This window comes from Aquimarina sp. 433 (assembly GCF_054054605.1).
The window spans coordinates 109627-129853 of the sequence record NZ_JBSWZK010000013.1; the positions used below are offsets into that span (position 1 = coordinate 109627).

The window sequence follows — 20227 nt, forward strand, 5'->3', positions numbered from 1 at the left end:
GGTACAAAGAAAGTATCCATATAATCGTTGTTAATAGAGCGTTAAATATCGAAAAAAAATATACTATAATTGTAATTTTAATTGTTATCAACAGTCTATAATATAGTACTAGTCAAATTAAACGAAAAAAGAAAAGAAGATGAAAAGATTTTTGAGCTTATTGGTTGTCGCTATTTTAGCAGGTGTAATGACGTTAGGAGCGTATAAAATATTTCTGGAAACAGAGCCTATCGTAATTACCAAAAACGAAACTACTCCAAAAACAAATGTAATACCCACAGCATACAATGCTACAAATTTAAGTACCGCTCCAACAAATATTGATTTTACCGTTGCAGCAGAAAAAACAGTAAATGCAGTTGTGCACGTAAAACAATACGGAATTACGAAAACTCCTAGAAATCTGATGGAATATTTCAGAAACGGTGGTTCTACAGAAAGAAGAATTCAAGGAGCAGGTTCTGGAGTTATTATAACAGAAGACGGTTATATTGTTACTAATAATCATGTAATTGATGGAGCTACAGATTTAGAAGTTACTTTAAATAATAATAAATCATATAAAGCAGAAATCATTGGTACTGCTCCACAATCGGATATTGCGTTGATTAAAATTAATACCGATGAAAAATTATCGTATATCCCATTTGGAAATTCTAATACTGCCAAAATTGGAGAATGGGTACTTGCGGTTGGAAACCCTTTTAACCTAACCTCTACCGTGACTGCAGGTATTATTAGTGCAAAATCAAGAGATTTAAATGAATATGATGGTAATTTTCAATCCTTCATCCAAACAGACGCAGCCATAAATCCAGGAAATAGCGGTGGTGCTTTGGTAAATACGAGAGGAGAATTAATCGGAATAAACACTGCTATCACCTCACAAACAGGAAGTTATGTAGGATATGCTTTTGCCGTTCCCTCCAATAATGCCAGAAAAATCGTGGAAGACATTTTAGAATTTGGAGATGTACAAAGAGGTATTTTAGGTATCAATGGAGATAATCTTACGAAGCAAGTAATGGAAAAATACGACCTTAATGAAACACAGGGAGTTGTTATAACAAATGTAGGAGAAGATAGTGGTGCTAAAAAAGCAGGGCTTAAAGAAGGAGACGTAATTAAAGAAATTGATGGCTTAAAAATCAAGAAATTCTCAGATCTAACTGGATATGTTAACAGTAAAAGTCCGAATGATGTTATTACTGTAAAAATATTACGAGAAAACAGAGAATTAAGTGTACCTGTTACCTTAACCAAATACGTAATACAAAGATATAACATTGAAGATGTAGGTGTAGAGGTAGCTAATCCTAATCCAGATTATTTAAAGAAATTTAATTTAGACCATGGAGTTATCATTAGCAAAGCACTAAGCCCAAGAATGCAGCGATACAATTTAGAAGGCTTAATTATTAGTGAGATTGATAACAAAAAAGTTAAAAACGTTTTACAAGTAAAACAGATCATAGAAAGCAAATATCCTGAGGACGATATCACGATCAGTTTGATAGATCGTAATGGAGAAAAGAGAGAATTTGTTTTTCAGAATTAAGAATTATTGAGCATTATATATAGAATCCCATTGTTTACAAAAAGCAATGGGATTTTTATTTAAAAAAAGCTTTACGAAAACGTTTGAAATTCATACTTTTGCGCGAAATTTCAAGATAGTAAAACACAACAACTATGAGTTCTAACGAAGTTTATGAGAAAGAACTTGCCTTTCAGGCAGATAGACGCCGTGCTACGGTAGCATTTATTAAAACTGTAAGCGATTTATGGTACGATAATTCTATTGAATTAGTTTTATTCCGTAACCAACTAATCGACAAAAATGTAAGTGAAATTCTTAATTTACATGAGTATGCAGGAGAATTTGTTCAAAAGCCTATATCAATATTTGATTCGGTTGAAATTGCTCAAGCGATAAAATTGATGGATTTACCTCCAGCAAAATTAGATATCGGTAAATTAACGTATGAATATCACCTTGCAGGAAATGAATATGACTCTGCAACGAGCTTCGTTATGAACAAGCTTAAGGATGCTAAAAAATTTAAAAATATTTCTCCAAAAGATGTAGTTCTTTATGGTTTCGGAAGAATAGGACGATTAGTTGCAAGAGAACTTATGACCATTACTGGCAAAGGGAGTCAGCTGCGTTTAAGAGCCATCGTTACCAGAGGTGCTATTACCGAAGAAATCTTAGAAAAAAGAGCTTCTCTTTTAAGGAATGATTCAGTACATGGTGAGTTTGCTGGTTTAGTAGAAACTGATATTGCCAATAGCTCTCTAATTATTAATGGTACTACTGTAAAAGTAATTAGTACTAACAACCCAGAAGATGTAGATTATACTTCTTTTGGAATTGACAATGCCTTATTGATTGACAACACAGGTGCTTTTAGAGATAAAGAGGCTTTAAGCAGACACCTAATTGCTAAAGGTATTGACAAAGTATTACTTACCGCACCTGGAAAAGGAATCCCTAATATCGTTCATGGTGTAAATCACCAAGAACATAACCCAGATAAAGTAAATATCTTTTCGGCAGCATCTTGTACCACCAATGCGATCACTCCGATACTACAGGCAGTAGATGAAAGCTTCGGAGTTATCAATGGACATTTAGAAACGATCCATGCATATACTAACGATCAGAACTTAGTAGATAATATGCATAAAAAATATCGAAGAGGTCGTGCGGCAGCCTTAAATATGGTTATTACTGAAACCGGCGCAGGAAAAGCTGTTTCCAAAGCATTACCTAGTTTTGAAGGAAAACTAACTTCTAACGCAATTAGAGTTCCTGTTCCTAATGGTTCTTTAGCGATTCTTAACCTTAACTTAGAGAAAAGCACTACTAAGGAAAGCATGAATGCCATTATTAAAAAATATGCTCTAGAAGGAAATTTAGTAGAGCAAATCAAATACTCTCTTGATAATGAACTAGTATCAAGTGACATCGTTGGTTCTTCTGCTCCTTCTATCTACGACAGTAATGCAACTATCGTTGATACCAAAGGAAAAAATGCAGTTTTATATGTTTGGTATGATAATGAATATGGATATAGCCATCAGGTAATCAGACTTTCTAAATACATTGCTAAAGTGAGAAGGTTTACATATTACTAACAATTAAAATTAGTTAGAAATAATATTAAAAAGTCGTTATCACAGTGTAACGACTTTTTTTGTTAGTCATTATTATGACAATTGTAAAACTCTTTATCTCAGCATCTAATAGACAATCATCCTATTCATAATGGCTTCGTTATTGCTTTTTCAAACCCTCAATTTAGAGACTGATAAATAAATATCATGCATTTAAATCTTTTAAATCGCTTACAATATCGTATATTTATTATCGTTAGAATAAATTAAAGACTAACGTAAAAGAATGAAATCTGTTTACCAAAAGGATCATAGAATTTTGCAAGTAATATAAATTGATCCAAAACAATTCAGGCTTCAATCGACCATTAAAATTACAAAAACTCACACATGAAATTATCAAAGTACCTATTAGTTTTCATAGCTTTTCTCCCCATCTTTGAAACCATTCAGGCACAAGAAGAAGAACTAACTGCAGAACAAGCACTCAAGAAAGAGAATATCAAAACTCAGTTTGATGTCGTAATTAAAAAATCTGGAAGATATCAAGAATACAAGGTAGTAAAACGAGTATGGTTAGATAAACTTAAAGGAAATACTATCGATTCACTTAAAACATTAGAATCGAAATTAAATAGTTCTAATCAAAAAATTATAGCACAGCAAACTTCTATTACAAACCTAGAAGCCTCTTTAGCAAAAACTAACGAAGATTTATCCGCAGTTACCGAAGAAAAAGATAACATGACATTTTTAGGAATGTCATTTACCAAAGGAAGTTATAAAACGATGATGTGGACTATTGTTGGTGCTCTGCTTGCTTTGTTAGCATTTTTTGTATTCAAGTTTAAGAATAGTAATTCTGTAACAATTCAGGCTAAAAAGGCTTTAGCTGAGACAGAAGCAGAATTTGAAGATCATCGACGTAGAGCATTAGAAAGAGAACAAAAAGTAATGCGTAAACTTCAGGACGAGATCAACAAGCAACGCAAAGCTGGCGCTAAGTAGATCATTTTTCTGGATTTTATCATATAGTTTTGCATCTTTGCATTTTCTAACAATAAGAAATGCGAATAGATATAATTACTGTAGTTCCTGATATCTTAAAAAGTCCTTTTGAAGCTTCAATTATGAAACGTTCTATCGAAAAAGGACTGGTAGAAGTGCACTTACACAATCTTAGAGATTATACTTCTAACAACTACAAACAAGTAGATGACTACCAATTTGGTGGCGGTGCAGGTATGGTTATGATGGTAGAGCCTATAGACAAGTGCATCTCTAAACTGAAATCTGAACGCACTTATGATGAAATCATTTATATGACTCCTGATGGAGAAACTCTAAACCAAGGAATTGCAAATCAATTATCTCTAAAAGGGAATCTTATTATCCTTTGTGGACATTATAAAGGTGTTGATCAAAGAGTAAGAGATCATTTTATCACCAAAGAAATCTCTGTAGGAGATTATGTATTATCGGGTGGAGAATTAGGAGCACTAATTTTATGTGATGCAGTGATTAGATTAATTCCTGGAGTTCTCGGAAACGAAACTTCTGCATTAACTGATTCTTTTCAAGACGACTTATTGGCTCCACCAATTTATACAAGGCCAGCGGATTATAAAGGATGGAAAGTACCTGAAGTTCTAACGTCAGGTAATTTCCCTAAAATAGAAGCTTGGAGAGAAGAACAAGCCTATCAAAGAACCAAAGAAAGAAGACCTGATTTATTAGAAGAATAAACAGACATATTTATTTTTATCAAAAAAACTTCCAAATCATTAAATCACAGATTAGAAATTAAAGATAGACCGCTCAAAAACAGCAAGTAACATTTACTAAAAAATACTTGCAAATCATTAAATAATACTTATTTTTGCACCCTAATTAAAATAACCTCTGGCGAAAATCGTGAATGTTGTTTTGATAAAACATAAGTAAACTACTTCAAAAATGGAAGATTTAGTAAAATTCGTACAGAACGAATTTGTTACAAAAAAAGAATTACCTGAGTTTTCTGCAGGTGATACAATCACAGTATATTACGAAATTAAAGAAGGAAACAAAACACGTACTCAGTTTTTTAGAGGTGTTGTAATCCAAAGAAGAGGTTCTGGTGCTAGTGAAACATTTACGATTAGAAAAATGTCTGGTACTGTAGGTGTTGAGCGTATTTTCCCAGTTAATTTACCTGCACTTCAGAAAATCGAAGTGAATAAGAGAGGAAAAGTACGTAGAGCACGTATCTTTTACTTTAGAGAACTTACGGGTAAGAAAGCTCGAATCAAAGAAAAAAGAAACTAAATTATTCTTTATTTCACAATACAAAAAGGTTGTCATTAGGCAACCTTTTTTTATGAACAAAAGTTAACATCTTAAGTTCATAACCAGTTGATAACTAAACTTATACAAAAAATTGTATTGCAAATTAATTTTAAGTAATTTTAATAAAGAAATTTTATAATAGCTGATAGTGATGACACAAGGATTCCTATCTTATAATTTTTCTAAACTCGTTCTTTGAACATTTTACATAAACCATCTTAAGATTAGGATAAATATAAAACGAAAGTTATTTTTTTGAATACATCATTGAAATTAATTTAAAGATCTACTTTAAAATCATTTTCAGCATGAAATCCAAAGGAAAAAATTAAGTTTTGACACCTTTTTAATTTTAAGTGGAAATAGACTATTCGGATGAAAAAACGCAAAATTACATAAGTAATTTATACACAAAAGCGTTCGCAATAGTCTAAAGGTAGTATTTAAATCTCATATACTGTTATCAGTTTAAAACTGCCTATCTTACAGAAACTATCTTTTTGGTATAACAAACGAAAGTTATTATTTCATAGCGGGTAAAACAGCTGACAAAACTTTATTTCTGTACAAAAGCCATATCAAGGTATTCGTATTATGATATGGCTTTTTAATTTTTAAAACGATTCTTAAAATTCTCTTCTTTTTTTGCGAGTCCCATTTTTTGACCTTAATCTTTTTTAAAGATATTTAATTCAAGCTCTTTAACGCAAAACTAACAGTAAACAGGTTGCATTTACCTGCCTATATTTGTATCTTCGCGCTCGGAAAATATTACTGTGAATTACCATAGCCTTACACTGGTAATCTTATAATATAAAGTATGAAAGGTTAAACAACCTATCGTTTTCTAAACAGATCGTATAATACACACAAGATATTACACCGAAAGGCAACCGGATATCTTACTAAAAATTAAAAAATATGGGAATTGAATCCTCCAAAATTGTGTACACTAAAACTGATGAAGCACCTGCATTAGCTACATACTCTTTTTTACCAATTGTAAAAAAATTTACTAAAGCAGCCAATATAGAGGTTGAAACAAAAGATATTTCACTAGCAGCAAGAATTTTAGCTGTATTCCCAGAAAACCTTTCTGATAAACAAAAACAAGCAAATGCTTTAGCAGAACTTGGTGAATTAGCATTAAAACCAGAAGCTAACATTATTAAGCTTCCTAATATTAGTGCTTCTGTTCCACAGTTAAAAGCTGCAATTGCAGAATTACAGTTACAAGGTTTTAATATTCCTAATTATCCAGAAGAGCCAGAAAATGATTCCGAAAAAGAGATTAAAGGAAGATATGATAAAATAAAAGGTAGTGCCGTGAATCCTGTATTACGAGAAGGAAACTCCGACAGAAGAGCGCCAAAGCCTGTAAAGCAATACGCTCGAAAAAATCCACACTCTATGGGTGCTTGGAGTAGTGATTCTAAGACACACGTTGCCACAATGTCTAGTGGAGATTTCAGATCTAATGAAAAGTCTGTAACGATGGCTAATGCTGGAGATGTAAAAATTGAGTTGGTTGGTACAGATGGAAACACTACTATATTAAAGGAAAAAACCGCTTTACTAGAAGGTGAAATTATCGATGCTACGGTAATGAGCAAAAAAGCATTAATAGCTTTCTTAGAAGAGCAAGTTGCAGATGCCAAAGAGAAAAACGTTTTGTTCTCTTTGCATATGAAGGCAACCATGATGAAAGTATCCGATCCGATTATTTTTGGTCACGCCGTAGAAGTATTTTTCAAAGATGTTTTTGAAAAACATGGTGAAACCTTAGAAGAAATCGGTGTAGAAGTGAATAATGGATTCGGTGATCTTGTAAACAAACTAAAAAGAGTTACTGACACTGCTAAAAGAGCAGAGATAGAAGCAGATATCAAAGCATGTTATGAAAATGGCCCTAAACTAGCCATGGTAAATTCTGATCAAGGAATTACCAATCTTCATGTACCTAGTGATGTAATTATTGATGCTTCAATGCCTGCTATGATTAGAAATTCTGGTCAGATGTGGGATTCTGATGGAAATACTCAAGATACTAAAGCTGTAATTCCAGATAGTAGTTATGCAGGTATTTATCAAGAAACGATTGATTTTTGTAAAAAGCATGGTGCTTTTGATCCAACTACGATGGGAACTGTTCCTAATGTAGGTTTAATGGCTAAAAAAGCAGAAGAATATGGATCTCATGACAAAACTTTTGAAATTAAAGAAAATGGAACTGTTCGTGTTGTAGATGCGACTGGTACTGTGTTAATTGAGCATGAAGTAGAGCAAGGAGATATCTGGAGAATGTGTCAAACGAAAGACGCTCCCGTAAAAGATTGGGTAAAATTAGCTGTTAGTAGAGCTAGAGCAACAGATACTCCTGCTATCTTTTGGTTAAATAAAGAAAGAGCTCATGATGCAAGCTTAATAACGAAAGTTGAAAAATATCTTCCTGAGCACGATACTAATGGTTTAGATATTAGAATCATGTCTCCGGTAGAAGCTACTCGATTCTCATTAGAAAGAATTAAAGAAGGTAAAGATACCATATCCGTTACAGGAAATGTACTACGTGATTATAATACAGACCTCTTCCCTATTCTAGAATTAGGAACAAGTGCAAAAATGCTTTCTATTGTGCCATTAATGAATGGTGGTGGATTGTTTGAAACAGGAGCTGGAGGATCAGCACCAAAGCATGTACAGCAGTTTAATCAAGAAGGTCATTTACGTTGGGATTCTTTGGGAGAGTTTTTAGCACTAGCTGTTTCCTTAGAACATTTGGGAGAAGTTAATGACAACCAAAAAGCACTTGTAATAGCAGAAGCATTAGATAAAGCAACAGAGGAGTTTTTAGAAAATAAAAAATCTCCATCTAGAAAAGTGAATGAACTTGATAATAGAGGAAGTCACTACTATCTTGCTTTATACTGGGCTCAGGCATTGTCGGAACAAACAAAAGATACTGAGTTACAACAACAGTTTTCTTCAATTGCTAAAGATCTAGGTGATAATGAAGCTAAAATTATCGAAGAGCTGAATGGTGCTCAAGGAAGTGCTGTGGATATGGGAGGTTATTACTGGCCTGATGTAGTTAAAGTAGAAAACGCAATGAGACCAAGTGAAACATTAAATAAAATCATTTCATAAGTTTTTAAACAAAAAACAACTTATATAAAAGCCTGAAAACATTACGTTTTCAGGCTTTTTTTTATAAATATCTACAAAAATTTATAAGTAGATGCAACCCTTTGTTTTTTGGTTTGTCAATAATAATAGTTAGAAATAAAAAGTTACTCTAGAAAGACTGATAACTAATCATAAATAATTGAAAACAAATATTCTTTATACGCATAAAGATCTTATAGAAAAAAGCAAATCTGGCGATCGGGTTTCGCAATATCAGCTATATAAGTTATACGTAGATGCTATGTACAACGTGAGTATGCGAATATTGAATATTAAGGAGGATACTGAAGATATTATTCAGGATAGTTTCGTAGATGCTTTTAAAAACCTAAACTCATTTCGATATGAAAGCACTTTTGGCTCCTGGTTAAAGAGAATAGTTGTTAATAAAAGTATTAATCATCTAAAAGCAAAAAAAATACCTGTAATACCATTAGATCATCATGAATATCATATCAGTGAAGAGATTAACAAATCAAATATAACACCAGATATAAAAAAAATTAAACAAGGAATTGCAGCATTACCAGATGGATATAAACAGATTATTGTCCTCTATCTTATCGAAGGATACGATCATAAGGAAATTTCGGAAATATTAGGAATTACTCATTCCACATCTAAATCGCAATACCACAGAGCTAAGAAAAAACTAATTCAAATCATAAACACATTATAATATTATGGATGATTTTGAAAAATATATAAGAGAAAATAAATTACTGTTTGATGAACATAAAGCTGATGAAGATAAAATCTGGGCAGACATCGAATCAAAACTTGATATCGAAAACAAAAAAGAGTCGGTAAGATTTGTTATTTGGAAATCTCCATTTATAAAAATTGCAGCCGTTATATGTGTCCTTTTAGGAAGTTTTGCAATGCTAAAACTTCTTACAAAAATTAACACCAATACTACTCACAAAAATGCTGCGATTCATCAAGAACTAAATGATATTGATAATTACTATAAAGGGTTAGTATCATTTCAAGTTGCGCTGGTAAAAGAACATTCAAAATTATCGGCGAGTGATAAAGAAGAATTCCTCTCTTTTATGGATGACCTGGATAAAGAATATATGGTATTGAAGGAAGAAATGAACGCTAATCTAAATAACGAATACATTTTAGAAGCCATTGTACAGAACTACAAAAAAAGAATTGAACTAATAGAAAATCTTTTAGAACAAATTAAAGATTCCAAAAAATCTGATGATAATGAAGGATATATATTATAAAAGAATAACTCTCATCTTATTGATAATTCTCCAGTGTTATCATCTGCAAGCTCAGGAAAAACTATCAAAATCGATTGAAAAAACATATGATTTCACAAATTCAGGAACCCTGCAATTAGAAAACAAATATGGCAACATTATTATTGATGGATGGGATCAAAATAAAATAGCAATTACAATAAATGTCTCCGTCTCAAAAAAGGAAAAAGACGATGCTCAGGAATTACTAGATAGAATTCGCCCATCTATTCATAAGGCTAATGGCTTTATAAAGATTGTTTCGGATATAGAAGAAAAAAATGACAACTTCTTTACAAAAATTTTCAATAGTGTAAACCCATTTGATTTCGACAAAGGAAATGTACAAATAGACTACAAAATCAGCTTACCCATAAATGCCGAAATTCAACTTACAAACAAGTTTGGAGATATCATAATTAGTGAATGGGATGGTAAACTGACATCAGATTCACAACATGGCGATATGTGGATCAATAATGATATTATCAATGCCAATATAAACATGACATTTGGTAAGCTACAGACCAAATCAATATCCTATGGAAAGGTCGAATTAAAAAACAGTGAATTTGACCTTCAAACCTCTAAAAACCTGAGAATACTCAGTAATGGATCAACGATCAATATTGAAAAAGTGAATCAGCTTCAACTATATTCCAGTAAAGACAAAATCTTTTTAGGAAGTATAGAAAAAATAAAAGGAGAACTAAAATTTTCTACAGTTTGGCTAGACAATCTTATTCATGAAATTGACCTCATTATGGATGTCGCAGATTTTAAAGTGGATAGGATTACAAATCCTACTGCAAATGTGGATATCAATCAAAAATCTTCAGAAATCAATATTGATATTTCTAATCTCAACTTTGATTTCGAAGCATCCTTAGAGCAAGGTTTATTAAGAATTCCTAAAACCTTCAAAAACATTAAAAATAAAATGATTGATGACAAAAAAAGACTACGTGAGATTCAGGGTACCTACGGTTCAAATCTAGAGAAAGGAGTATTCAAGATTACAGGAAGAAAAGGGGTAATCATACTAAAGGAATAACAACATTACAATTACAACCATTTATCAATTCAACAAAACAAATCAATATCAATGAAAAAAACAATCCAACTACTAATCACACTGCTAATCGTTAGCTCTAGCCAAATATATTCTCAAGATAAAAATGACAGTGATTATATAGAATTTAATGACCGTAAAAATATCGTTCATGGAGTATATCTTGGTTTTAGCACCAGTTATGGTGAGATTGACGGAGAAGAGACCGGATTAATCGGACTTAAATTAGCATATGTTGCTAATCGACAGTTTGAAGTTGGTTTCGGAATGAAAGGTTTCTATTCGCAACAAAACTTACCAGGAATATCTGCATCTAATGATGAAGATCTGATTGGAGGATATGCCGGAATGCATTTCGAACCTATATTATTCAGTAAATCCAGAGTAAACCTCTCTTTCCCATTACTTGTTGGTTTTGGAGGAGTTGGTTATATCGATGGACAATTAAATGATGGTGAGTTTAATGAAGATGATTATGAATGGGATGCCATATTTGTAGCAGAACCTGGAGTAAATGTGTTATTTAATATTTCGCGATTCATACAACTTGAAGCAGGAGTAAAATACAGATTCTCTAGTAAGTTTAATATTCACCCTAGCGGAATTGATAGAATTAATGGGTTTTCTGCTGGATTAGGAATAAAGATTGGAGTCTTTAATCTCGGAAAAAATAGATACAAGAAAAAAGCTCCAAAAAACTAAGAGAGAAACACCATCAACCGAAGGTGGTTTAAATCTTAATCTTGGAATTGCATATGATATCACCAAAAAAATCTTTGCTCAGGTACAATATGATTTTAGCAGTATCAGTGCGCCAAATGATATTCCAGATACTTCATTTAACACACAAATACAGTTACTTAAAATAGGAGTCGGATACAGATTTTAATAACAAATTAAATTTAGGCACAGATGTTGATATTAATTATTTATAAAATGTTACAAAAGCCCCAAATGAAAACTAAAGTTATTGTTGAAACCAAAAAAATAGAGACTAACTATGTATTTTCAGAAAACAACCAGGTATATCTTAAACGCAAATCAAATACTAATTCCACAAATAGTAATTCTGTATGCTCCGAAGAATGGTTGCCCATTGCTTTTTGCTGGAAACCTGAACTAAAATCCAGTTAATTTTTTGTTACCAATAATAGGTCTGTCTGGTTATTCAATATCATGCAGTTTTTATTTACAATTCGATAATGTAACAAATTATCAATACGATCTTCTTATTGGTATATTTCATAAAACAAGTCCTTAATTCTATAAAGAATTGAGTATGTAAGGCTATCAATAAATAACATATATTTAGGAAATGTATACGGTTTTAAAGCTCTATTATTTAGTACTTTTGAAATAATCGTACGTATTGCAAATACTTTTAAAACCGTACAAATATTAAAAATACAGCTTTTGAAAAAGAACATTTTATGTAGCCTTTTGGCTATTTGTACTCTACAGTTTGCCATATACGGCCAAGAAAAATTCACAATTAACGGAACAATTTCAGAAAAATCCAGTAACGAAACCTTAATTGGTGTTAATGTACTTTTCCCAGAAATTGGAAAAGGTGTAGTTACTAATGAATATGGGTTTTATTCTATCACCTTACCCGAAGGTACTTACAAACTACAAGTTAGTTATTTGGGATTCAAAGATATTATTCAGGAAATTAATCTAAATGAAGATAAGAAACTTAATTTTCAATTAGTAGAAGCTTCGGAGATGTTAGACGAGGTAGTTATCACCGAAAATGTAGAAAAAGTAAACATCAAAACACCACAAATGAGTCTTAACAAACTTACAGCAGGAACTATAAAACAAATTCCTGTAGTACTTGGTGAGGCAGATGTGATTAAATCAATCGTATTGCTACCAGGAGTAACCAGTGGTGGTGAAGGAGCTTCTGGGTTTAATGTAAGAGGTGGTGCAGCAGATCAGAATCTGATCTTATTAGACGAAGCTACTATTTTTAACTCGTCTCACCTTTTTGGTTTCTTTTCCGTTTTTAATCCAGATGCTATTAAGGATATAAAACTTTATAAAGGTGGAATTCCAGCTCGCTACGGTGGCCGTGTATCATCGGTTTTGGATATTTATCAAAAAGAAGGAAACAGTAAAGAATATCATATCAATGGAGGATTAGGGTTAGTAGCCAGTAGACTATTAGCCGAAGGCCCCATCGTAAAAAACAAAGGAGCTTTCCTGGTAGGTGGTCGAGCATCCTACGCACACCTATTTCTGCCTCTTGTAGATGATGGAAATGATAATGTTGCTTATTTCTACGACCTAAACACAAAACTTAATTACAAAATCAACGAAAACAACAATATCTTCTTATCAGGATATTTTGGTAGAGACGTTTTCGCGATTAGTGAAAGCTTTAGAAACACATATGGTAATACGGTTTTAAATCTACGATGGAATCATCTATTCTCTGACAAATTATTTTCTAACTTATCACTCATCTATTCAGATTACTTCTACGGATTAGAACTCGACTTTGTGGGATTTGAATGGGATTCTGGTATCCGAAATTTTAATTTAAAATACGATCTGAAACACTATCTAAGTGATAATTTTCAGTTGAACTACGGAATTAACAATATTTATTATCGATTCAATCCTGGGGAGATTAAACCAAATAGTGATGATTCTGGTATCATTAGAGATAAATTAATTGACAAATACGCGAATGAATTTGGAGTATATGTAGATGCAGAACACAAAATATCTAACAACTTATCATTGCAATATGGAATTCGGTTAAGTAACTTCATACGATTGGGTCAGGATGAAATAAACATCTACGAAAATGACAATCCACTTCTATTTAATGAAGAGTTACAAATTTACGAGTCTGCAGATCCTATTGGAACTGAAAGCGTAAGTAGAAGTGCTCAATTAGCCAACTTTACAAATCTAGAACCTAGAGTTGCCTTAGCATATGCTTTTAATGATAATACTTCAATAAAAGCGAGTTATAATAGAATGGCACAATATCTACACCTTCTATCCAATACCAGCTCTCCTACTCCACTGGATGTTTGGACACCTAGTGGAAGATTTGTAAAACCCCAAATGCTTAATCAATATGCCATTGGATATTTTAAAAGTATTAAGGATGATGCTTATTCTATTGAAACAGAAATATTTTATAAGGATATAGAAAATAGAATTGATTATATAGATGGAGCCGAACTTATTGCTAATGATGCTATAGAACGCGAAATTCTGAATGGAGAAGCCAGAGCTTATGGATTAGAATTATTAATTCGTAAAAACGAAGGAAAATTCAAAGGTTGGCTTGCATATACTCTTTCTAAATCTGAACAACGTACACCAGGAAGAACACCAACAGAAACAGGAATCAATAATGGCGAATGGTATAATACTCCATACGACAAAACTCATGACATATCCTTTAATGGAAGTTATGAACTAAATGAAAAATGGAAATTCAATGCCAATTTTTTATTCCAAACAGGACAACCTACCAATTATCCAACAGGACAATTTGAATTTCAAGGTTTAGTAGTTCCGGTATTTGATGGTTTGCGTAACGATCAACGATTACCATCATATCATCGTTTGGATATTTCGGCTACACTTACACCTCGAAAAAATAAAAATAGAAAATGGCAAGGCGAATGGGTTTTTAGTGTGTATAATCTATATAATCGTAGAAATGCTGCGTCCATAAATTTTAGCCAAAACACAGAAACCCGCGTAAATGAAGCGGTACGTACTTCTATATTCGGAATCGTGCCAGCTGTAACTTATAATTTTAAATTTTAGCATTATGAAAAAATTATGCTTTTATATCATAGGACTTTTAATCATCACTAGTTGTGAGGATGTTATTGATGTTGATGTACCTAATGGAGAACCTAGACTGGTTATTGACGCTTCTTTTGAAATTTACTTAGATGAAACACCTATTGATGCTTTAGGTGGTGTAAGACTTACACTTTCTGCACCTTTCTTTGATGATAGCGTTCCTACCGTTAGTGATGCCACTGTTTTTATCACTAATCTTTCGGACAATTCTATTATTAATTTTGTAGAATCTTTAGGTGAACCAGGCTTTTTCATTCCAGAAGATCCAAATGTAATTCCAGAATTTGATATTGATTATGAACTTACTGTAATCTATAATGAAGAAACTTATAAAGCTATCACTCAATTAATCCCTACAGTAGCTATTGACAATATAGAACAAGGAGATGGAACTTTGTTTGAAGGTGATGAAACTGAAATAATCGTTTTCTTTACAGATGATGGCAACCGAGAAGATTTTTACTTATTCGATTTTGACTTTAACTTATACCTTCCAAGCGAAGACAGATTTTATCAAGGAGAATCATTTAATTTCTCTTACTTCTACGAAGATATGGTCGGTGGTGAAGAAGTTACTATAAAAATACTAGGTATAGATGAAAGGTATTTTAATTACTCTAATATTTTAATTGAACAAAGCGAACAAGAAGGTGGAAACCCTTTTCAAACACCACCTGCTCAAATAAGAGGTAATATTATAAATACAACTAATCCCGATAATTATGCTTTAGGATATTTTAACCTTTCTGAAGCAAATCGTTTTCAATTTACTATTGAAGAGTGATCCGAAAAAGCTGTATTTTTGAAGCATGAGTTTTACCAAAACAACAGAACAGGCTTCTAAATATAATCATCTGGAAAAGATGAGTATTTCTGATTTGCTTAGTAATATCAATAAAGAAGACAAAACCGTACCCGAAGCGGTAGAAAAATCAATTCCACAGATTGAAGTTTTAGTCACTAAAATTGTTGAAAAGCTAAAAGTTGGTGGAAGGCTGTTTTATATGGGTGCAGGTACTAGTGGTAGATTAGGTATTGTAGATGCCAGCGAATGTCCTCCAACTTTTGGAGTATCTCATGATCTTGTTATAGGATTAATTGCTGGTGGTGATACTGCTATACGCAAGGCTGTGGAATTTGCAGAAGATAGTACCGAACAAGGATGGAAAGATCTACAATCTTATCAAATTTCTGACAAAGATGTGGTAATTGGTATTGCAGCTTCTGGTACTACTCCTTATGTCATTTCGGCATTAGAAAAATGCAATCAATCCAATATTATTACAGGGTGTATAACCTGTAATGAAGGTAGTCCGTTAGCTATTACGGCACAATATCCTATTGTGGTAACTGTAGGACCCGAATTTGTTACCGGAAGTTCTAGAATGAAAGCAGGTACTGCCCAAAAACTAGTGCTTAACATGATATCAACTTCAGTTATGATTCAGTTAGGCAAAGTAAAAGGAAATAAAATGGTAGACATGCAACTTAGTAATAACAAACTAGTTGATAGAGGTACACGAATGATTATGGAAGAATTAGGTATCGAACGAACTCTTGCAGCAGATTTATTAGAGAAACATGGTAGTGTACGAAATGCAATTGATAATTATGGAGCCTAAAAGAACAGATAAAGAGTTATTAGGAAAAGGAATACAACGTATGGCTATTTCTTTGATTTTTATGTTTATTAGTCCAGTGATTATCCATTCAGCCTTTAAAAATCAGGATCATCCTTATTATTACCTAGTTTTAGTTTTAGGATTATTAGGAGCGTCTTTTGCTATATTTATGGCGTTTAGAGGATTAAAAACTATTATGGATGCCATCTTTGGAAAAAAAAAAGATGGTTTATAAACTTCCCCCTATAATATTACAATACAAAAAAGAGTGACTTTAGAAAAAAATCACTCTTAACTTTATAAATTTACTTAACGTATTAGTTTGGTACAAAAGCCCAAACATTACTATCTATTGTTGCTCCAATAGTTAACTCGTTACCTTCTATAACAATACCTGCTACTGAACCACTAGTACCTACAGACGCATAATTCCCATTAGAACTTCCTAAGAATCGTATTCCAGTAATGGATGGAACTCCGTCACTAAAACTAATTGTATGATTGGTTCCTGAAACAGAAATAGTAGCGGTACCTTGTACTCCGGCTACTATACCCATACCGCTCGCAGGAGTGTAAGTCAACTCTCCGCTAAAAGTAGTTAGAACTTCAGAAGGAAGTGCTACAAATGGTTCTGCAGGTACTGTTCCATCATCATCACTCCCACAAGATGAGATAAACATTACAGATAAAACAAGCATAACTTTAGTTAATTTCCCAAATAATTTGTTTTGTAATTTCATTGCTTTAAAAATTTTAAATGAGTTTAAATTCTTTGGTAAACTTAATGTACTTCTATACTAAGAGTGCATTAATGTGGAGGTTCGGTAAGATTGTGGTGCTTTTTAGCAGGAATGAAAGGAAATTTGATTCTATCTCCTTTTTTGAGATAATACGCTTTAGATCTTCTAAAAGAATAAATATCATAGTAGTTGACACTATAGGCAATTCTATAGAACCACAAAATTCAATACAAACTTCCTACAATAGTTACTATTCGTCACTATTTCCTTATTTGAGATAATTTAATACACTAATTTAAGTGTATCAACACCAACTCATTTATCAATTAGATAAACCATGGCAGCAGATACACACATACAATTATTTATAGATGGTAATCCCATCCCAGCCTTTAAAAACTTATCACTACATCAGGAAATAGATGCCCATCATCATTTTGAACTCATCTGTAGAAAAGATGTTCTAGAAGAAAAAAATGATCATATTTCTGGAGAAAGCGTCCAATTTTTAGGTGGCGTCTTTTTAGTAAGAATCCAATCAGTAAACGGTTTTTCAGAAAATGAAATTTTAGAGTTCAAAGGAATTGTCACTTCTGTAAAAACCGTGAAAGGCTTCTATCATAAAACTGGTGACCTTATTCATATTTCGGGAAAAAGTTCTAGTATCATTGCAGATGATGGACCACATTACGCTTCTCATCAAGATATCGCGATTTCCGAAATTCTCGAAAAGACATTTACGGGATATGACAAAGGTATTCTACAATGTTCTATTTCACCAAATATGGTCACTCCCATTCATTATAGTGTACAACAGGAAGAAAGTGCATTCCAATACGCCAGTAGACTTGCCGCACAGTATGGAGAATGGTTTTATTATGATGGTACCCAATTGATATTTGGAAAACCAGAAAGTAAAGATGCTGTTACGCTAAGATATGGATATGATTTATTAGAATTATCCATGAAATTAGAAACTATCCCGAATAATTTTAAATATTTCACTAACGACTATCTAACCGATGCTTTCCATGAGGTAAAAACCAAAGAATTACACTCTCATTCCAAAGGTTTTATTTCTACAATCAATCAAAAAAGCGACAAGTTATTTCAAAAGGAAACTCAGGTTTTAGTAAGCTCACATGATGATCCCAGAATGAAGTCCAGAATAGACGATCAGATACTTCATCAAAAAAGAGCTAATGAGGTAAATCAAATAAAAGTAACTGGAAAAAGCAGCAACCCAAGTATTACAATTGGAAGTAAAATACTTATAGATGGAGAAAGTACTTCTTATGGCGGATACAGAATTACAAAGGTAATTCATAATTGTAGCGAAAATGGCAGGTACGAAAATACATTTGAGGCTATTACGGCGGAGTCCGATGTATATCCTAAAACCTCTATAAAAGCATTCCCCAAAAGCAAGTCACAGACTGCAGTGGTTGTAGATAATGTAGATCCTGAAGGGATGGGTAGAGTGAAGATACAATATGCTTGGCAAAAAGAGACTGGAGAAACTTCGCCATGGATTCGTCAAGCTAGTCTGGCAGGAGGACCTGGACAAGGAATGTATTTTGTACCAGAAAAGGGTGATGAAGTTATTGTTGACCACGAAGGTGACAATGCTGAATTACCTATAGTTAAAGGAAGCGTAACTAATTCATCATCCGTTCCAGAAAGTTTTAAAAGTGGTAATAATCACTTAAAAGCCATTAAAACAAGAAGTGGTAATCAGGTAACGTTAAATGATAATGATGGTAGTGTTACTATTGCAGATCCAAGTGGTAATACTATTGTCATGGCTGGTAATGGTGAAATTACTATTAGCGCACCAAACAAAATCACCTTCTCCTCTACCGATATTGCCATAGAAGCTAGTAACGATGTTACTTTAAATGCTGGAAATAATATAGCATCTACAGCTTCAAAAGATATGAGCTCTAGTGCAGGAACAAACTTTACTATGGATGCAGGTAGTGATTTAAAAGCAAAAGCTGGATCTAAAGCTACAATAAACGGTTCGAAAAGTGTAAGTGTATTTGGAAAAAGAGTATCCATAACTGGTGCTGTAATGGTTAACATACAGAGTGGAGCTATTCTTACTATTATTACCGCTGGAGTACTTAACCTTACTGGTGCCGCTAGTAGTTTGTTAACGGCGGCGAGAGTAAAAGTTCTTGGAGGGAAAGTTAATATCAATTAATCATGACAACATTATTACTAAATGAAGATCTATCGATAAATACAAAAGAGCGATCAAATATATATTCCATAAATACTAGTATATATATAAAATCCGCCGAAGAGCCTATAGAAAACAACATAAAATCAACTGTAAAGAAAACCTTTATTCAAAAAGATCAAATCGGATACCTCTTTTCTGTAGAGGTACTCCAAAGAACACAAAGTAATAAAGAAGGTATCTTTTCTTTAGAAGATAAATTGAGCATTATTCAACATAAATTAGTCCTATATACAGATCAAAAAGGAGAAGTTATTTCAATTGTCAATAGAGGAGAAATTGCAGAAGCATGGTATGACCAACAAAAGATTTTACAAAAAACATTTGAAAATGATATTGAAGACATTCATGTTATACTAGAAGGCATTCATCAAATTATACATGATGAAAATGAATTTTTAAGTCTTGTAAAAAAATCCGACATCATCACATTACTATTTCCTCCAATTTATCAACAAAATATCACTTCTGAAGTTTCTATTGCACAAAAAAAGATATTTGCTGATTTTTTTGACACCACAGATTTACCTTTTAACGTAGTCACTAAAGTCATTGCTATTCATGAGGTTACCAAAGGATACCAAATAGTAAGATCAGGAAGTTTAGACACTCAACTATTTGATAACGAAGAAACAGCTTCTTTGCTTGGTAATCTTTTTAAAGTCCACCCCTATAACATTAACATTGACGCTAATTATTTTGAGGCACAAGACTTAAAAGAAAATGGAGATGCCGAAGAAAGTATTTTCTTTTTAAATATTGAAGCCCCTGAGATCTATAGCTATAGACAAATTAGCAAGTTAACTTCCATGTAATCA

The 20227-nt window shown here is 32.6% G+C and carries 18 protein-coding genes; 17 read left to right on the forward strand and 1 reads right to left on the reverse strand.

Annotated features, from left to right (window positions below; genetic code table 11):
- The first annotated feature begins 139 nt into the window (after positions 1-139).
- The 15 genes from ACWNT5_RS21905 (at position 140) to ACWNT5_RS21975 (ending at position 16659) form a co-directional block, all read left to right on the forward strand.
- Positions 140-1558, forward strand: a complete 1419-nt coding sequence (locus ACWNT5_RS21905; RefSeq protein ID WP_299602509.1) for a trypsin-like peptidase domain-containing protein — start codon at positions 140-142, stop codon at positions 1556-1558.
- 134 nt (positions 1559-1692) lie between these two features.
- Entirely contained in the window at positions 1693-3141 is a 1449-nt protein-coding gene (locus ACWNT5_RS21910) for a glyceraldehyde-3-phosphate dehydrogenase (RefSeq protein ID WP_299602512.1), read from the forward strand.
- Positions 3142-3510: 369 nt separating this feature from the next.
- Positions 3511-4128 carry a tRNA (guanine-N1)-methyltransferase gene (locus ACWNT5_RS21915; RefSeq protein ID WP_299602514.1) on the forward strand — a complete coding sequence of 206 codons (618 nt, stop codon included), beginning with the start codon at positions 3511-3513 and terminating at the stop codon, positions 4126-4128.
- A 59-nt stretch (positions 4129-4187) separates the two neighbouring features.
- Positions 4188-4865, forward strand: coding sequence for a tRNA (guanosine(37)-N1)-methyltransferase TrmD (trmD, locus tag ACWNT5_RS21920; protein WP_299602517.1), 678 nt, complete (start codon positions 4188-4190; stop codon positions 4863-4865).
- 211 nt (positions 4866-5076) lie between these two features.
- Positions 5077-5427, forward strand: a complete 351-nt coding sequence (gene rplS, locus ACWNT5_RS21925; RefSeq protein WP_299602520.1) for a 50S ribosomal protein L19 — start codon at positions 5077-5079, stop codon at positions 5425-5427.
- A 942-nt stretch (positions 5428-6369) separates the two neighbouring features.
- Positions 6370-8595 (forward strand): NADP-dependent isocitrate dehydrogenase, encoded by a 2226-nt coding sequence (locus tag ACWNT5_RS21930; protein WP_456518572.1) that lies wholly within the window; start codon positions 6370-6372, stop codon positions 8593-8595.
- 178 nt (positions 8596-8773) lie between these two features.
- On the forward strand, positions 8774-9313 hold the full coding sequence (locus ACWNT5_RS21935; protein WP_456518573.1) for an RNA polymerase sigma factor: 540 nt from the start codon (positions 8774-8776) through the stop codon (positions 9311-9313).
- 4 nt (positions 9314-9317) lie between these two features.
- The gene (locus ACWNT5_RS21940; RefSeq protein ID WP_456518574.1) at positions 9318-9872 is read left to right on the forward strand and encodes a hypothetical protein; all 555 of its coding nucleotides are present in this window, start codon (positions 9318-9320) and stop codon (positions 9870-9872) included.
- Complete coding sequence (locus tag ACWNT5_RS21945; RefSeq protein ID WP_456518575.1) at positions 9853-10944, forward strand: hypothetical protein; 1092 nt, start codon at positions 9853-9855, stop codon at positions 10942-10944. Before ACWNT5_RS21940 ends, ACWNT5_RS21945 begins: the two co-directional genes overlap by 20 nt.
- A gap of 51 nt (positions 10945-10995) precedes the next feature.
- Positions 10996-11664: a hypothetical protein gene (locus ACWNT5_RS21950; protein WP_299602532.1), complete on the forward strand. Its 669-nt coding sequence runs from the start codon at positions 10996-10998 to the stop codon at positions 11662-11664.
- Positions 11665-11916: 252 nt separating this feature from the next.
- Entirely contained in the window at positions 11917-12096 is a 180-nt protein-coding gene (locus tag ACWNT5_RS21955; protein ID WP_299602536.1) for a hypothetical protein, read from the forward strand.
- 279 nt (positions 12097-12375) lie between these two features.
- On the forward strand, positions 12376-14760 hold the full coding sequence (locus tag ACWNT5_RS21960) for a TonB-dependent receptor (RefSeq protein WP_456518576.1): 2385 nt from the start codon (positions 12376-12378) through the stop codon (positions 14758-14760).
- Between the two features lie 4 nt (positions 14761-14764).
- Positions 14765-15586: a DUF4249 family protein gene (locus ACWNT5_RS21965; RefSeq protein WP_456518577.1), complete on the forward strand. Its 822-nt coding sequence runs from the start codon at positions 14765-14767 to the stop codon at positions 15584-15586.
- A gap of 25 nt (positions 15587-15611) precedes the next feature.
- A complete protein-coding gene (gene murQ, locus ACWNT5_RS21970; RefSeq protein ID WP_456518578.1) occupies positions 15612-16424 on the forward strand; it encodes an N-acetylmuramic acid 6-phosphate etherase in 813 nt (270 codons plus the stop codon).
- Positions 16414-16659 (forward strand): DUF6095 family protein, encoded by a 246-nt coding sequence (locus tag ACWNT5_RS21975; RefSeq protein ID WP_456518579.1) that lies wholly within the window; start codon positions 16414-16416, stop codon positions 16657-16659. The genes murQ and ACWNT5_RS21975 overlap by 11 nt, the downstream gene beginning before the upstream one ends.
- 82 nt (positions 16660-16741) lie before the next feature.
- Here the strand turns inward: ACWNT5_RS21975 and ACWNT5_RS21980 are convergent, their stop codons facing one another.
- Entirely contained in the window at positions 16742-17164 is a 423-nt protein-coding gene (locus ACWNT5_RS21980) for a hypothetical protein (protein WP_456518580.1), read from the reverse strand.
- Between the two features lie 337 nt (positions 17165-17501).
- Between ACWNT5_RS21980 and ACWNT5_RS21985 the strand changes: the two genes are divergently transcribed.
- Both ACWNT5_RS21985 and ACWNT5_RS21990 read left to right on the forward strand, forming a co-directional pair.
- Positions 17502-19370 (forward strand): type VI secretion system Vgr family protein, encoded by a 1869-nt coding sequence (locus tag ACWNT5_RS21985; protein WP_456518581.1) that lies wholly within the window; start codon positions 17502-17504, stop codon positions 19368-19370.
- Between the two features lie 2 nt (positions 19371-19372).
- On the forward strand, positions 19373-20224 hold the full coding sequence (locus tag ACWNT5_RS21990) for a hypothetical protein (RefSeq protein ID WP_456518582.1): 852 nt from the start codon (positions 19373-19375) through the stop codon (positions 20222-20224).
- Positions 20225-20227 lie beyond the last annotated feature (3 nt).

Excerpts from the sequence above, each read along its gene's own strand:
- ACWNT5_RS21905 (WP_299602509.1), top strand. The coding sequence starts at position 140 with ATGAAAAGATTTTTGAGCTTATTGGTTGTCGCTATTTTAGCAGGTGTA.
- ACWNT5_RS21910 (WP_299602512.1), top strand. The coding sequence starts at position 1,693 with ATGAGTTCTAACGAAGTTTATGAGAAAGAACTTGCCTTTCAGGCAGAT.
- ACWNT5_RS21915 (WP_299602514.1), top strand. The coding sequence starts at position 3,511 with ATGAAATTATCAAAGTACCTATTAGTTTTCATAGCTTTTCTCCCCATC.
- trmD (WP_299602517.1), top strand. The coding sequence starts at position 4,188 with ATGCGAATAGATATAATTACTGTAGTTCCTGATATCTTAAAAAGTCCT.
- rplS (WP_299602520.1), top strand. The coding sequence starts at position 5,077 with ATGGAAGATTTAGTAAAATTCGTACAGAACGAATTTGTTACAAAAAAA.
- ACWNT5_RS21930 (WP_456518572.1), top strand. The coding sequence starts at position 6,370 with ATGGGAATTGAATCCTCCAAAATTGTGTACACTAAAACTGATGAAGCA.
- ACWNT5_RS21940 (WP_456518574.1), top strand. The coding sequence starts at position 9,318 with ATGGATGATTTTGAAAAATATATAAGAGAAAATAAATTACTGTTTGAT.
- ACWNT5_RS21945 (WP_456518575.1), top strand. The coding sequence starts at position 9,853 with ATGAAGGATATATATTATAAAAGAATAACTCTCATCTTATTGATAATT.
- ACWNT5_RS21950 (WP_299602532.1), top strand. The coding sequence starts at position 10,996 with ATGAAAAAAACAATCCAACTACTAATCACACTGCTAATCGTTAGCTCT.
- ACWNT5_RS21955 (WP_299602536.1), top strand. The coding sequence starts at position 11,917 with ATGAAAACTAAAGTTATTGTTGAAACCAAAAAAATAGAGACTAACTAT.
- ACWNT5_RS21965 (WP_456518577.1), top strand. The coding sequence starts at position 14,765 with ATGAAAAAATTATGCTTTTATATCATAGGACTTTTAATCATCACTAGT.
- murQ (WP_456518578.1), top strand. The coding sequence starts at position 15,612 with ATGAGTTTTACCAAAACAACAGAACAGGCTTCTAAATATAATCATCTG.
- ACWNT5_RS21975 (WP_456518579.1), top strand. The coding sequence starts at position 16,414 with ATGGAGCCTAAAAGAACAGATAAAGAGTTATTAGGAAAAGGAATACAA.
- ACWNT5_RS21980 (WP_456518580.1), bottom strand. The coding sequence starts at position 17,164 with ATGAAATTACAAAACAAATTATTTGGGAAATTAACTAAAGTTATGCTT.
- ACWNT5_RS21985 (WP_456518581.1), top strand. The coding sequence starts at position 17,502 with ATGGCAGCAGATACACACATACAATTATTTATAGATGGTAATCCCATC.
- ACWNT5_RS21990 (WP_456518582.1), top strand. The coding sequence starts at position 19,373 with ATGACAACATTATTACTAAATGAAGATCTATCGATAAATACAAAAGAG.